This window comes from Donghicola mangrovi (assembly GCF_013377535.1).
GTDB lineage: Bacteria > Pseudomonadota > Alphaproteobacteria > Rhodobacterales > Rhodobacteraceae > Donghicola > Donghicola mangrovi.
On the sequence record NZ_JABCJE010000024.1, the window covers coordinates 1 to 13,731 of the forward strand.

Sequence of the window (13,731 nt, forward strand, 5' to 3'; positions counted from 1 at the left end):
AATCTGTCCCAAAATCCCTGACGACGGACAGACTACATCGAAATGTTCTACAACCCGAAGCGCAAGCACGCGCATAACGGCATGCTGTCGCCAATCGAGTACGAACGGCAGCAAAAAAATGAACAACAAGGGCGTCCCAAAAACGCGGGGCTATTCATTGCGAGATGAGGGAGTGGTGAAAAAGGAAAAGGCGACACACAAGGGAGGAGGAGATGTGTGCCGCCTGAATTTTCCAGAAGCTGCCAGGGAGGAGGAGAGGCAGCGTCTATTCCCTTAATATGATCGAACGGACAAGTCCGAACAACGGTCAATGCTGCAGTGCAGCTATGCGCCTGGCGCATAGCCAATGGCCAATCATCCCGCCCAATCCAGACAGCTCTCTGGCGTGATGGTGCCCAAGGGGATCCATCCGGCAGTGCGCTCGGTCACGACGAACTCCCACCCGCCAAAGGGTTCATAGCGGAAATAGACGGTGTCCCCCGCAGTGACCGACGAAATCACCGCCGCGCCGATCCCTAGGGATGACCGCACGGGCACTGTCGGGGCGTTAAAAGACAGGCAGGCGCTTTCTTCTTTGGCGACGGCGGGCAGTTGGTCCACCGCGCGCAAAAGGTCGGCGTGGGGGACCGGCAGCTCGGTTTGATCGGTGTCGACCGAGCATCCCAGATCAGCCTCGTTGGCCTTGATCGTGGCGACGATCTCTTCGTCGATAGCGCCGATCTCGATCTTGGCGTCGGGGGTGCAGTCCGAGTTGTCGAACATCGCCACGCCTAGCGGCGAGAAAAAGCACATGCCCGCGTTGTCAAAGATCAGGTTCCGCACGAACCACATTTCGGCGCAGTTGGCCGAAACCGGACCAGCCGCCAGCAGGGCACACAGGGCGAGGCCGGCGCGGATCACGGGGACACCTGCGCGTCGTCGATCAGAACGAAGAGCTCGGTCAGCCGGTCCATCACGGGCCCATCGGGATCGCATCTGGCGCTGTCCACAACGCTTTTGCCTTCAGTAATTTCGAACCCGCCGTTCATCTCGGGGAAGCCGACCGGCAGACCGGTGGCCCAAACGCGGAAGGCTTGACCGGACAGAGGATCGTGGAAGTCGATGGCGCGATAGCTCTCGGGGCCATCAGAGGGCAGGGTGGAGCGCATGCTGGCCAGATCAATGGCTACCGTCTGTCCGCCGATGGTCAGCTCGGCGTTCAGCGGGTCCGTGGTGCACAGACGAACGGGGGTCGTGCCGCCTTGGGTCGGGCAATAGAAATAGGTGTCGTCTGTCGCGCATTCGGCAAGTGCAGGCCCTGCAAGAAGGGTGCAAATAACAGCAATAAAAGGCCGCATGAAATCTCCGGAAATTAAGGATGTGAGGCGCGGGCGAAATATGCCCGTCCTGATCACGGCCAGACTGTTCCGGTTTTTGACCATGCGATCAAGGCAGGGGAAACCCCACCTCGAAACGAAACAGGGCGCACGGGGGAGTCGCCCCATGCGCCCTGATTTCAGCTTTGATCGGCGATGTCAGATCATCATCACAAACAGCGCCGGAACAGTCAGCATGCCGCCTAAAATCAGCAGCATGGACAAACCTAATCCTTTGAACATTCTCGTCCTCCCTTGGTGTTTCGTTACCAGTTTCAGAGGGGGTCTCCCCCTCCGGGCCAGTGGCAGCTTCGGCCTTTTCGTGAAATTTCTGCTGGTGCAGGCGGTCGACGGGGCTGCCATGAGAGACAATGGCAAACCCCAAAAGGCGCCCCTTAGATCGACCGCGCTTGCAGGCGTCCGGCGGAGCGGACCCTTTGCAGCTGCGCGATGCAGCGCACCATGTCGTCCTTGATACGGAGCCTCTGACGTTTCAGCGTCTGAAGCGTGCTGGTACAGGGGGCTGGCCGCTTCAGTTCCCGGGCAATGCGCGCCTTTAGGGCCTCGTGCTTGGTTCGCAGTTGCGTCAGGCGTCCTTCTAACGAGAACACTTTGTGGTTCATCTTCGACCTCCATATCCGTGACGGAAGCAGCGGCGTCATGCCTGCTGCCCCCTAGACATGGCGTGCTGGCGGCCCACATGAAGACAATGGAACTGTAAAGTAGAATAGGATTTTCCTATCAAAGGAGGGGCGGTGGCCGAGATCACGTTGCGCCAGTTGCGCTACTTCGGGACCCTTGCGCGCGTGCTGCAATACCGGCGGGCGGCGCAGCAATTGGGGATCAGCCAGCCGTCCCTGAGCCTGCAAATCGCCAGTCTGGAAGAGGCCGTGGGCGCGCAGTTGCTAGAGCGTAAACGCAGCGGTCTGATCCTGACACCTGCGGGCCGCGATGTGGCAGAGCGCGCCTTTCACATTCTGGCCGAGGTGGACGGGCTGATGCATCGGCCGGTGTCGGCCCAAAGCGGGCTGAGCGGGACATTGCGGTTGGGGTCATCACCCACCATCGCGCCCTATCTGATGCCGCGGGTGCTGAAGCGCCTACACGAAACCTATCCCGAGTTCCGGCTGATCATCCGCGACGGCCCCTCCAAAGGGCTGATTGAGGAACTGCTGGCTGGCAAACACGACCTGATCCTGACCCAGACGCCGGTCAGCAGCGACGACGTGCGGTTTTACCCGCTGTTCCGCGAGCCCCTGCTGCTGGCGGTCGAGCACGGTAATCCCTTGGCAGGCCAGAAAAGCGCGACCTTACAGGACCTGTCTCCGCTGACCTTCATCACCCTAGAGCCCGCCTATACCCTGCACCGCCAGATCAAGGACCTGAGCGAGCTGTCAGGCGCCAAACTGCGCGAGGATTTCGAAGGCACCAGTCTGGATGCCCTGCGGCAGATGGTATCCTTGGGGATGGGCGTGACGCTGGTTCCCGCGCTCTATTCCAAGTCCGAGGTCGAGCGTGCGGACAGTGACGTTTGCACTATCCCCCTGTCGCCGCCGCGTATGCGTCAGATCGGGCTGGCTTGGCGCAAATCCAGCGGGGAACCGCCGGCGTTCATCGAGATGGCTACCCAAATCCGCGACGTCGCGCGGGCGGAGTTTGCGGATTGTCTGAAATTTTGAACCCGTAAAACAGGGCAGCGGCGCAGCCGAATTGGACTGTTTGACCAAACCCTTCGCCCACATTCGGCGGGACTTCACCGGTCGGGACGAACAACCTCAGAAAGCATTGCAACCGCGCGCGAACGCCTCGAAGGTCAGTGTGCAGAAGTCGCCTTGGACGTTTTGCAAATTTAGATTCGGAGATTTTCCATGCGGTTTGATAGACGCCATTTTCTAGGCGCGGTGATGCTGACAGGTGTGGCAGCGTGCTCGGGCGGGCCGCAATCCTATGGGCCGGTCGCGGGCGCGGCCGCAGAGGGCATGACCCCCGTTCGCAACCCCGCCTATGACGCATGGATGCAAGGGTTCTATGCCCGCGCCGAAGGGGCCGGTTATTCCCGCAGCTTCCTCAACCGCGCCTTTGCGGGCACTGGCTATTTGCCCGGCGTGGTCGAGCGGGACCGCAACCAAACCGAATTCAGCCGCTCGCTCGAGGATTATCTGTCCATTGCTGTCTCCGATGAACGGGTGGCCAAGGGGCGGGCCGCCTTCGCCCGCCATCGCGGCACCCTGATGGCCCTAGAGCAACGATACGGCGTGGACGCGCAGATCATTGCGGCGATCTGGGGGCTGGAGAGCTTCTATGGAGAGCGGCGCGGGGATATTCCGGTGCTGTCCGCGACCACAACGCTGGCCTTTGACGGTCGCCGCGGCGTGATGTTCGAAAAGCAGACCATGGCCGCCTTGCGCATCCTGCAAGAGGGGCACGTTTCGCCGGACCGCTTCACCGGCAGTTGGGCGGGCGCGATGGGGCATACGCAGTTCATGCCCACGTCTTTTCAAGCTTTTGCGGTGGATTTCACCGGCGACGGGCGGGCCGATATCTGGGCCGACGATCCCACGGATGCCTTGGCCTCGACCGCGGCGTATCTGTCGCGGAACGGCTGGCAGAGGGGTCTGCGCTGGGGCCGCGAGGCCCCGTCCGGCAGTGGGGGGCTGCAACCTCAGGCCGGAGGGCCTTCGTTCGAGACGACCGCGAATTTCCGCGTGATCAAGCGCTACAACAACTCGGATTCCTATGCGCTTGGGGTCGGGCTGCTGAGCGACCGGATCATGGGCGGTGGCCCCTTGCGCGGCAGCTTCCCGCCCGATGCCTATGGCCTGACGAAATCGGACCGGATTGCCCTGCAACGGAGCTTGAATGCCAGCGGTTATGACGTTGGAACGCCCGATGGCGTGTTCGGCACCAAGACCCGCACCGCGATCGAGGCGTTCCAACGCCGCGCGGGCCTGCCGGTGACGGGCGAGCCGTCGGTCGAATTATTGCGCATGTTGGGCTAGGGGCTAGGGCGTCTGGCCGCAGGGGGCGGGGCGCCGCTTGGCAGGTGGAAAAGCCTTGGCTAGGGTTTTCATATTTGTCGGATCATTTCAGGTCGAGATATGAAAATGCTCAAGCTTTTTGCGTTGGTGTCCGCCTTTGCGGGCATCGGCGGGGCCGCTTTGGCCGCGCCCAATGTCGGCACGCTTTATGGACGGTCAGGGGACTGGCGCATCTATGCCTATCGGGCGGGGCTGGATGACACGCCGTTCTTGGGCGGCAATATTGGCTGCTTCATGACGCGCAGTACTTGGGGCCCCAATGATCTGTCGGTGATCATTCCGCCCATCGGGTGGTGGGCCATGGAAATCCCCAGCAGTCTGCCGGATGATACCGCGCTCGATGTCCCCTATATGTTGGACAGCGTGAAATCGTCCACGACCCAGCGGTTTGTCGCCAGCGAAGGGCGGCTTTCCACGTTGCTTGATGATGTCCAGATTAGCGCGCTTGGGGGTGGGAGAGTGTCCAGACTAACGCTGGTCATCGGGGGCAATGAACAGCAGTATTCTCTTGATGGTTTCGGGGCGGCGACCAAATTGACGCGCGAGTGTCACGACAGGAAGGGGCGCAAGTAGCCCTAAACCATCTCCATCAGCAGCGGGATCAGGATCAGCACCGCCAGCACCACCGTCTGGACCGAGAGCATGGCGATGGCGGTGCCGCCCACGTCCGCCAGCTTGGCGATGGATGTTTTCATGCCCACCGCCGCGACAGCGGTGACCAGCAGGGCGCGGGACAGGGTCGAGGCGGGCTCGATCACCAGTTCGGGCACCAAATGGAACGAGTTCAGCGCCGCCAGCACCAGAAAGGCCGCGACGAAACCGGGCAGCAGCGGGGGACGCTTGCCCGAAACAGGGGCGTGACGGCGCAGGGCGATGGCGCCGATCAGTACGACAGGGGCCAGCATGGTGACGCGGATCAGCTTGACCACCGTGGCGATGTCGCCGGTTTCCTCGGACACGGAATAGCCCGCGCCGACCACTTGGGCCACGTCATGGATCGTCCCGCCAAGGAACAGGCCGGTGGTGTGCAGGTCCAGCCCCAAAGCCTCGGCGATGATGGGGTAGACGATCATAGTCAGGGTCGACAGGGCGGTTACCGAAATCACGGTGAAGGACAGGTCCCGTTCCGCCGTGTCGCGCTGGGGCAGGATCGACGAGATCGCCATCGCCGCCGAAGCCCCGCAGATCGCCACGGACCCGCCGGTCAGAAAGCCGAACGCGCGGTCTTTGCCGGCGAAACGGGCCAGCAGGATAGACCCCAGAATGGTGACCGCGATGCACAGCGCGATAATCAGGACAAAGCCCCAGCCGATCTGCCGCACCATATCGACCGAAACCCGCAGCCCCAGCAGGGCGACCCCGATCCGCAGCAGCCCTTTGGCGGCAAAGGTGATGCCTTGGCCGATGTTTTCATGCTCGGACAGAAAGTGGAACGGGATGCCAAGCAGGATCGCCATCAGCATCACCGGCGCGCCGTAGTGGTTCGACAGAAACTGCGCCGCCATCGCCAGAACCATCGCGAACGCCACACCGGGGGCCAGAGTTTTGCCCCTCTGGGTCAGGTCGCGGGGATCGGGCAGGGTCGGGAAAAGCGCGCTCATGTCATGTCCTATGGTTCGGGGCCGGAGAGCCCCTGAAAAATCGTCTGGTTTTGCGGGAAATCGGCGCCGCAGCGCGGGGTCAGGCGCGCCCCGATGGGCACGCCTGTTGGGTCGTTACTGGATGTCGCGGGCGCGGTCTGCGTCCAGCTCGGCGGTGGCTTCGGCCACGGCGGTCTGAAGCGCGGTCAGGATCTTTTCGCCGCCAGTGACATTGGCGTTGAACCATTCGTAAACGGGCTGAACCGCATCGGCAAAGGCCTGCTTTTCCTCGGGGGTGGGGACATAGAGATCACCGCCACCGGCCACGAAATCCTTGTAGGCGGGGATGGATTTGCGCTTGGGCGAGGCAAAGGTCGCCTGCTGCAGCGCATAGAACCCATCGACCACCACGCGGCGGGCATCCTCGGGCAGGGCCATGAACTTTTCGTTCGACATCCACCACAGCGCCCCCATGTAGGCGTGACCGTCCAGTGTGACGTATTGCAGGCCCGCTTCGGGGAATTTCATCGACATGATGTCGGTGATGCCGTTCTTGGTGCCCTCGACCACGCCGGTTTGCAGCGAGGTGAACAGTTCGGGCCACGGGATCGGGGTGGGCGCGGCGCCCAATGCGCGGACCAGTTCCTGCGGCAGGTCGGCGACCACGGTGCGCATCTTCATGCCTTCCAGATCGGCGGGGGTCTGCACGCGCTTTTTGGTGTTGGCAAAGTTGCGCCAGCCGCCGGTGTTGCCGATGGTCATCAGACGGATCGCGCCGCCGGAATCCTCGAGCGCCATGTCACGCATGGTGCGGGTGAAATCGCCCGACAGAACCATTTCCGCGATGCGGTCGTCCTGCATCACGTAAGGCAGGTCTAGAACCTGCACATAGGGGAACAGGCCAGCCGCCCCGCCCGAGGTCGAAATATAGACATCGATCGAGCCGTCAGCCACGCCCTGCAGACACTCCGCCCCGTTCGAGCACAGCTGGGTGCCCATATAAATCTCGACCTCGATCGCGCCGTTCGAGGCGCTTTCGACATAGGATTTAAAAACCTCGAGGCCATCGTAATCCTCGTCATTCTCGTTCGAGTTGGCGACGGCGCGGATGGTATAGTCCGCCGCCATCACCGGACCCGCCAGAGCGGCCGTCATCAGCAGTGTCGCTGCCAGCGTTTTGGTTTTCCCGAGCATGTTATCCTCCCATATTGCTCTGGATGAGACTTAGTGTGCGAAGCCCGTCAGTCGCGGGATCGTCATTGATAATGCGGGGAAATATGTGATCAGAAAGATCACAACGATCTCGACCGCAAGGAAAGGCAGAATGGCTTTGGCGATGGTGCTGACCCGTTCGCCCGACACCGCCGAGGCCACGAACAGCACCAGCCCCATCGGCGGCGTGGCCAGACCCACGGTCAGGTTCACGCACATGATGATCGCGAAATGCACCGAGTCCACGCCCATCCCGATAAACACCGGCCCCAGAATGGGCCCGAGGATGATGATCGCCGGACCCGCGTCCAGAAACATCCCCACCACGAACAGCAGCAGGTTGATCAGGAACAGCAGGATCAGCGGGTTTTCCGTCAGGGACAGGATGTAATCGGCCATCATCTGCGGCGCGTGGGACAGGGACACCACCGTCTTGAACGACATCGCCGCACCCACCAGCAGCAGCACCACCGCCGAGGTCAGGCCAGCGCGGCTCAGGACATCGGGCAGATCGGACAGCTTCAGGGTTTTCAGGACAAAGAGGCTGATGAACAGGGCATAGAAAACGGCGACCGCCGCCGCCTCGGTCGGGGTAAAGACGCCCGCCAGAATGCCCCCCAGAATGATCACGGGGGTCAGCAGGGGAAAGAACGCCTTGAGGCTGGCTTCGCCCCGCTCTGGCCAGGTGTATTTGCGCGAGGCAACGGGGAAGTCATAGCGGTTGGCCATGAGTTTGATTAGCAGCATCAGGCCTACGCCGACCATGACACCGGGCACGAGGCCGGCCAGAAACAGGGCGGCGACGCTCTCGCCCATGACATAGGCGTAGATGATCATGATCCCCGAGGGCGGAATGATCGGCCCGATTACGGAACTGGCGGCGGTGATCGCGGCGGCAAAGCGGCGAGTGTAGCCCTGCTTTTCCATCGCGGGGATCAGCATCGACCCCAGCGCCGAGGTATCGGCCACCGCCGACCCCGACAGCCCCGCAAACAGCATCGAGGACAGCACGTTCACATGCGCCAGACCGCCCCGCAGGTGGCCCATAAAGGCTTGGCTGAACTCGACCAGACGGTGGGTAATGCCGCCGCGGTTCATAATCTCGCCGGCCAGCATAAAGAACGGGATCGCCATCAGCGGAAAGCTGTCCATCCCGTTATAGAGGTTGCGGTACAGCAGTGTGATGTCGCGTTCCTGCCCGTTCAGGAACAGCAGGATACCGGGCGCGGCCAAGAGGCCAAAGAACACCGGCAGACCGATCATCAGGAAAACAAGGAACAGCGGAAGAAACCAGATCAGCATTCTATTCCGCCCCTTGTGCGGGGGCTGCAGCGATCGGGGGCAGTGTGCGGTCCGACACCAGTTCCACCAGATTGCGCAGGATCAGCTCGATGTTGACGATGATCAGCATAGCGATTCCCACCAGGATCGAGGCCATCATCCAACTGCGCGGCACGCGGTACCATTCGCTGAAATCCATCGCCGTCGGGATGAACAGCGAGGCCGATGCAAAGCGCCCGCCAAGGCCGGTGACCTCTTTCCAGCCGATCTGGACCGCTAGAACCAGCACCACCAGACTGACGGCCAGCAGGATCAGGTTCAGCGCCCTTGCAGGACGGCGGGGTAGATAGGCAGGCAGGATGTCGATTGCAACGAACCCGCCGCGGCGGAACGCGGTGGGGGCCATCAGGCCGGTCATCCACAACATGCAAAAGCGCGCCGCCTCGTCCGGCCATGGCAGGGCATTCCCCAGCACATAGCGGCAGAAGACCTGCACCAGCGTGACGGCAACCATCACCGCAATCGCCAGCACGCCGATCCCGCGACCGACCTTCAGCAGGTGGTCGTTGATCCAGGACAGCAGCCGGATCGGTCCTTCGAGTAGAACCATTCTCTCCTCCCATCACGAAACACCGTCCCCTCCTCCTCAGGGGGCGGCGCCTCGGTCAATTAATGTCGATCCGCGCGACCCGCCCGCCGAAAAAGGCCAAGGGATTCCCCTGTTGCATCGTAGCGTGCAGAACTTCGCCAACAACAATCGCGTGATCTCCGGCCTCGTGAATCGCGTGGCGGCGGCAATCGAACCGCGCAAGGCATCCGGGCAGAACCGGCACGCCTTCGGCATTCACGGGCAGATCGGTGGTCAGCAGGGCGCTGGCGTCCTTGGCCACGGCCCACGCCAGATCCTGTTGGTCGGCGGCCAGTACGTGGATCGCGTAATGCTCGGCCCCTGCGAACAGCGGATAGCGGCGCGAGGCCCGCGCGGGCGACCACAGCACCAGCGGCGGGTCCATCGAGACGGACGAAAAGCTGTTGGCCGTGATCGCTACGCACCCCTCGGGGCCAAGTGTGGTGACAATGGTCACCCCCGTCGCGAACAGGCCAAAGGCATCACGCAGCGCACGCCCGTTGCCGGGGTCCGGCACAAAGCTATGGGGCTGCGCGGCCAGCATCACGCCACCTCGCGGCCTAGTGCCGCCTCATAAAGCTGGAACCACTGCACGCGGGTCAGGTCCACCTTGGTGGCGTCCGAGATTTTGGCGATGCGCTCCAGCGAGTTGGTGCCAAGAACGGGCAGGATTTTCGCCGGATGGCGCAGCAGGAAGGCCACCGCGATGGCCGACCGGTCCACGCCGAAATCGGCCGCGAACCCGTCCATCAGGCGGGTCAGCGCGGTATCGGCGGTCATCAGGCTGCCGCCGCCAAGGGGCGACCACGCCATCACCGCATCGCGCTGGCGCTGGTGAAAGGCCAGATCGCCATCGGTAAAGGGATCAATCCGGGCCAGCGAAATCTCGATCTGGTTGGTGACCAGCTTGTTGCTCATGGCGCTTTGCAGCAGTTCCACATCCCAAGGGCGGAAGTTCGACACACCCGCCGCGCGGATTTTGCCGGCCTTGATCAGTCCGTCTAGTGCCGCGCCGGTTTCGTCGTGGTCCATCAGCGGGTCGGGGCGGTGGATGAGCAGCAGGTCAATGTGGTCGGTCCCCAAGTCGCGCAGAGAGCTGTCCACCGACGCCTCGATATGCGCCTTCGAGGTGTCATAGTGCTTGCAGGCCACGTCGGCGTATTTTCCGCAGGGCGCCACGATATCGCATTTGGTCACGATCTCGACCTGTGCGCGCAGGGCGGGGTCGGCCTTCAGGGCTTGGCCCAGAATGGCCTCGGCGGTGTAGGCGCCATAGATGTCGGCCTGATCCAGCGTGGTGATCCCTTGGGCAAGGCAGGCGTCGATCTTGGCGCGGACGTGTTTCTCCGAGGTGTCGGCATCGTCGCCAACCCGCCACATGCCATACACCAGCCGCGAAAAGCTGAGCCCTTCGGCAATATCTACTCGGTCAACGGTATTCGTGGTCATTAGCGGCGTTCTCCTGCGCCAAGCGGCGTCTTTGGCAGAGTTTGCGGGACGCGGTCCCACACTTGGTTCAGCTGACAGGTCTTCATCTGGGGCAACACGCGGGTGCCGAAATGCTCGGCCTCGTCGATATGGGGATAGCCCGACAGCACAAAGGCGCGAATGCCCATTTTCTGCAGCTCGTCGAGTTTGGACAGCACCTGATCGGTCGAGCCGACGATCGCCGCCCCACAGCCAGAACGCGCCCGCCCGATGCCGGTCCAGAGGTGGGGCTCGATGTACCCTTCCAGATCCGCCAGTTCACGGTTGCGCGCCTGATGGCTGACCCCGAGGCTGCCCGCATCCAGCGCCCGTTCGCGGATCGCTTTGCCCAGATCGTCGTCCAGTTTGCTGGCGATGTAGCGGGCATAGTCCTTGGCCTCGGCCTCGGTGTCGCGAACGATCACGTGGCTGCGGAAGCCATAATCCAGCGTGCGGCCGTATTTTTCAGCGGCGGCGTTGGCGGCTTTCATGCGCTCGGCGATGTCCTCGGATTTCTCGGGCCACATCAGGTAGACGTCGCAATGCTGGCCGCACAGGTCCAGCGCGTCGGGGGAATAGCCTCCGAAATACAGCATCGGGCCGTTGGTTTGATAGGGCCGCGCGGGATCGGTGGTCAGGCCGGAGAAATTATAGACCTGCCCCTGATAGTTGATCTCGTCCTGCGTCCACGCCTGTTTCAGGATTTCGACCACCTCGCGAGAGCGTTGATAGCGAAAGGCGCTGTCGGCCTTTTCCCCCGGAAAATCGGACGAGATGATGTTCACCGTCAGGCGCCCTTGCAGCATGTGGTCCAGCGTCGCGATGGTGCGCGCCAGCATGATGGGCTGCATCTCGCCGCAGCGGACGGCCGCCAGCAGGTTGATGGTGTCGGTGATCGGCGCGCAGCCTGCGACAAAGCTTAGGGTGTCCTGACCCACCTGATAGGACGAAGGGCACAGAATGTTGCCGAAACCCTGCGCCTCGGCGGTTTTCACGATGGTCGAACAGTGATCCCACGAGGACCGCAGGCTTCCGTCCGGCACCCCGAGGAACTGGTAGTCATCCGAGCAAAGCGCCGAGAACCAGGCCACCTCGACCGTGTCGAGATCGGCAGATGTAACGGGTACGACCGTCATGATTTCCTCCCTGAAAGCCTCCGAACTTTCTTCTTGCATAGCCGTGTCTTTGATGTAGATCAATGGTGTATCAATTTTTTAATCATGCCAGCCGCGAGGGGACGCCACGGGATGCCAGAGAACAGCAGATATGCAGCCGGTCGCGCCGATGCGTTGCCGATCTACATGCAGATTTGCGAGCTGGTGATCCGGGACATCGCCGCTGGACGGCTGGTCGATGGCCAGAAGCTGCCCCCCGAACGGGACTTTGCCAAAGCCCACGGAACAACCGTGCGCACCCTGCGTAAGGCTCTGCTGGAGCTAGAGAAAAAGGGATTGCTCGAGCGGCGTCAGGGGTCGGGCAACTACATTCGCGCGGGCGGTCAGGTCGACTCCGTCTATTCGATGTTCCGGCTTGAGCACGCCAATGGCGGCGGCGGCCTGCCCACAGCGGATATCCTGTCGGTGGACCATCTGCCCAAGGATGACGCGCAGCCCAAGTATGGCACATCCGATCACGGCACCCGCTTTCGCCGCCTGCGGTATCTGGACGACCAGATCATCGCGGTCGAGGAAATCTGGCTCGACGGAGGAGCCGGCCAGATCCCCCGCGAGATGGTGCAGGATTCGCTTTACCTTACCTACAAGCGCGCCCTGCAACTGTGGATCACCCGTGCCGAAGACCGCGTCGGGATCGGCGCGGTGCCCGGCTGGTCGCCCGAGGCCTTTGCCCTGCGGCCCGGCACTGTCACCGCGTATATCGAGCGGCTGTCATGGGCGCAGGACAGTGCGGCGGTCGAGTTTTCGCGCACCTGGTACGATACACAAAAGGCGCTCTACGTGCAGCGCCTGATCTAGGGAAAGACGGGAGGAGGAGCCCCAATGACCACGGAAAAGATGGCGCAAAACGCCATTCAGACCATTACGTATGGCGTCATCGGCTGTGGCATGATGGGCCAAGAGCATCTGCGCAACATCGCGCTGCTGGACGGCACCCGCGTTGGCGCGATCTATGAACCTGACGCCGAGATGCAGGCCCGCGCCCGCCAGTTCGCGCCCGAGGCCGTGTTTGTGGACAGCATCGACGCGCTGCTGGACCTGCCGCAGATTGACTGCCTGTTGATCGCCAGCCCGAACTTCCGCCATTTCGAGCAACTCCAGCAGATCGCGGCCAAGCGCCCTTTGCCGGTGCTGGTGGAAAAGCCCCTGTTCACCGATCCGGACCACGCCGCGGCGATGGACGCCTTTGCCGCCAGCTATCCCGCGCCGGTCTGGGTCGCGATGGAATACCGCTATATGCCCCCTGTCGCGAAACTGCTGGAAGAGGCCGAGGTCGTCACCGGCGGCATCAAGATGCTGACCATCCGCGAACACCGCTTCCCCTTCCTGGATAAGGTCGGCGCATGGAACCGGTTCAACCGCTACACAGGCGGAACCTTTGTCGAGAAGTGCTGCCACTTCTTTGACCTGATGCGGCTGGCGCTGGAGTCGGACCCCGTGCGTGTGATGGCTATGGGTGGCCAAGCGGCCAATCACACTGACGAGCTCTACGAAGGCGAGGCGCCGGACATCTTTGACCATGGCTATGTCATGGTCGAATTCGCCAGCGGCGCGCGGGCCATGCTGGAGCTGTGCATGTTCGCCGAGGGCTCCCGCTATCAAGAGGAAATCTCGGCCGTCGGCCCCAAGGGCAAGATCGAAGCCTTGGTCCCCGGCCCCGGTCGTTTCTGGCCCGAGCACTTGGGTGAACCTCCAGTGCCCCAAGTCATCGTCTCGCCCCGCGATCCAAAAGGCCCCGAGGTCCGCGAGATCCCCGTCGATCCTGCGTTGCTTGAGGCGGGCGACCACAATGGCTCGACCTTCTATCAGCACCGGGGGTTTCTGGAGTTGGTGCGTGGAGAGCGGACTGTGCCAGAAGTTTCGGTTCAGGACGGCAAATGGGCGGTCCTGATGGGGCTGGCCGCGCAACGGTCGATGGTCGAAGGGCGGGTGGTCGAGATCGAAGGGTAGGGGGGTTAACCTCCGGTTGCCCCTGTGGAATTGGGCAAATTTTGA

General features: G+C 62.4%; 15 protein-coding genes and 1 pseudogene. 6 read left to right on the forward strand and 10 right to left on the reverse strand.

Going from position 1 to position 13,731, the window contains the following annotated elements:
• Window positions 1-30: 30 nt before the first annotated feature.
• Window positions 31-168 (forward strand): annotated as a pseudogene (locus HJ536_RS21035) (hypothetical protein); the annotation flags it as partial.
• A gap of 186 nt (window positions 169-354) precedes the next feature.
• On the opposite strand, the gene HJ536_RS20315 reads toward HJ536_RS21035, so the two are convergent.
• The 3 genes from HJ536_RS20315 to HJ536_RS20325 all read right to left on the reverse strand — a co-directional run bounded on the left by HJ536_RS20315 (window position 355) and on the right by HJ536_RS20325 (window position 1,978).
• Window positions 355-900, reverse strand: a complete 546-nt coding sequence (locus HJ536_RS20315) for a DUF4453 domain-containing protein (RefSeq protein ID WP_177159213.1) — start codon at window positions 898-900, stop codon at window positions 355-357.
• Complete coding sequence (locus HJ536_RS20320; RefSeq protein ID WP_177159214.1) at window positions 897-1,337, reverse strand: hypothetical protein; 441 nt, start codon at window positions 1,335-1,337, stop codon at window positions 897-899. Before HJ536_RS20320 ends, HJ536_RS20315 begins: the two co-directional genes overlap by 4 nt.
• A 413-nt stretch (window positions 1,338-1,750) precedes the next feature.
• On the reverse strand, window positions 1,751-1,978 hold the full coding sequence (locus HJ536_RS20325) for a YdcH family protein (protein WP_177159215.1): 228 nt from the start codon (window positions 1,976-1,978) through the stop codon (window positions 1,751-1,753).
• 132 nt (window positions 1,979-2,110) lie between these two features.
• Between HJ536_RS20325 and HJ536_RS20330 the strand changes: the two genes are divergently transcribed.
• The 3 genes from HJ536_RS20330 to HJ536_RS20340 all read left to right on the forward strand — a co-directional run bounded on the left by HJ536_RS20330 (window position 2,111) and on the right by HJ536_RS20340 (window position 4,966).
• Entirely contained in the window at window positions 2,111-3,034 is a 924-nt protein-coding gene (locus HJ536_RS20330) for a LysR substrate-binding domain-containing protein (protein WP_177159216.1), read from the forward strand.
• 189 nt (window positions 3,035-3,223) lie between these two features.
• On the forward strand, window positions 3,224-4,354 hold the full coding sequence (locus HJ536_RS20335) for a lytic murein transglycosylase (RefSeq protein ID WP_177159217.1): 1,131 nt from the start codon (window positions 3,224-3,226) through the stop codon (window positions 4,352-4,354).
• Between the two features lie 105 nt (window positions 4,355-4,459).
• Window positions 4,460-4,966 carry a hypothetical protein gene (locus HJ536_RS20340; RefSeq protein WP_177159218.1) on the forward strand — a complete coding sequence of 169 codons (507 nt, stop codon included), beginning with the start codon at window positions 4,460-4,462 and terminating at the stop codon, window positions 4,964-4,966.
• A gap of 2 nt (window positions 4,967-4,968) precedes the next feature.
• On the opposite strand, the gene HJ536_RS20345 is transcribed toward HJ536_RS20340, so the two are convergent.
• The 7 genes from HJ536_RS20345 to HJ536_RS20375 all read right to left on the reverse strand — a co-directional run bounded on the left by HJ536_RS20345 (window position 4,969) and on the right by HJ536_RS20375 (window position 11,697).
• Entirely contained in the window at window positions 4,969-5,994 is a 1,026-nt protein-coding gene (locus HJ536_RS20345) for a YeiH family protein (RefSeq protein WP_177159219.1), read from the reverse strand.
• A gap of 114 nt (window positions 5,995-6,108) precedes the next feature.
• The gene (locus HJ536_RS20350) at window positions 6,109-7,167 is read right to left on the reverse strand and encodes a TRAP transporter substrate-binding protein (protein WP_177159220.1); all 1,059 of its coding nucleotides are present in this window, start codon (window positions 7,165-7,167) and stop codon (window positions 6,109-6,111) included.
• A gap of 30 nt (window positions 7,168-7,197) precedes the next feature.
• Entirely contained in the window at window positions 7,198-8,487 is a 1,290-nt protein-coding gene (locus HJ536_RS20355) for a TRAP transporter large permease (RefSeq protein ID WP_177159221.1), read from the reverse strand.
• 1 nt (window position 8,488) lies between these two features.
• Window positions 8,489-9,076 (reverse strand): TRAP transporter small permease, encoded by a 588-nt coding sequence (locus HJ536_RS20360; RefSeq protein ID WP_177159222.1) that lies wholly within the window; start codon window positions 9,074-9,076, stop codon window positions 8,489-8,491.
• 55 nt (window positions 9,077-9,131) lie between these two features.
• Complete coding sequence (locus HJ536_RS20365; RefSeq protein ID WP_177159223.1) at window positions 9,132-9,638, reverse strand: flavin reductase family protein; 507 nt, start codon at window positions 9,636-9,638, stop codon at window positions 9,132-9,134.
• Window positions 9,638-10,543: an aldo/keto reductase gene (locus HJ536_RS20370; protein WP_177159224.1), complete on the reverse strand. Its 906-nt coding sequence runs from the start codon at window positions 10,541-10,543 to the stop codon at window positions 9,638-9,640. The genes HJ536_RS20365 and HJ536_RS20370 overlap by 1 nt, the downstream gene beginning before the upstream one ends.
• Entirely contained in the window at window positions 10,543-11,697 is a 1,155-nt protein-coding gene (locus HJ536_RS20375; RefSeq protein ID WP_177159225.1) for an LLM class flavin-dependent oxidoreductase, read from the reverse strand. Before HJ536_RS20375 ends, HJ536_RS20370 begins: the two co-directional genes overlap by 1 nt.
• Window positions 11,698-11,808: 111 nt before the next feature.
• Between HJ536_RS20375 and HJ536_RS20380 the strand changes: the two genes are divergently transcribed.
• Together HJ536_RS20380 and HJ536_RS20385 are read left to right on the forward strand one after the other, a co-directional pair.
• Window positions 11,809-12,534, forward strand: coding sequence for a GntR family transcriptional regulator (locus HJ536_RS20380; RefSeq protein WP_177159226.1), 726 nt, complete (start codon window positions 11,809-11,811; stop codon window positions 12,532-12,534).
• A gap of 24 nt (window positions 12,535-12,558) precedes the next feature.
• Window positions 12,559-13,686: a Gfo/Idh/MocA family protein gene (locus HJ536_RS20385; RefSeq protein ID WP_228028841.1), complete on the forward strand. Its 1,128-nt coding sequence runs from the start codon at window positions 12,559-12,561 to the stop codon at window positions 13,684-13,686.
• Window positions 13,687-13,731 lie beyond the last annotated feature (45 nt).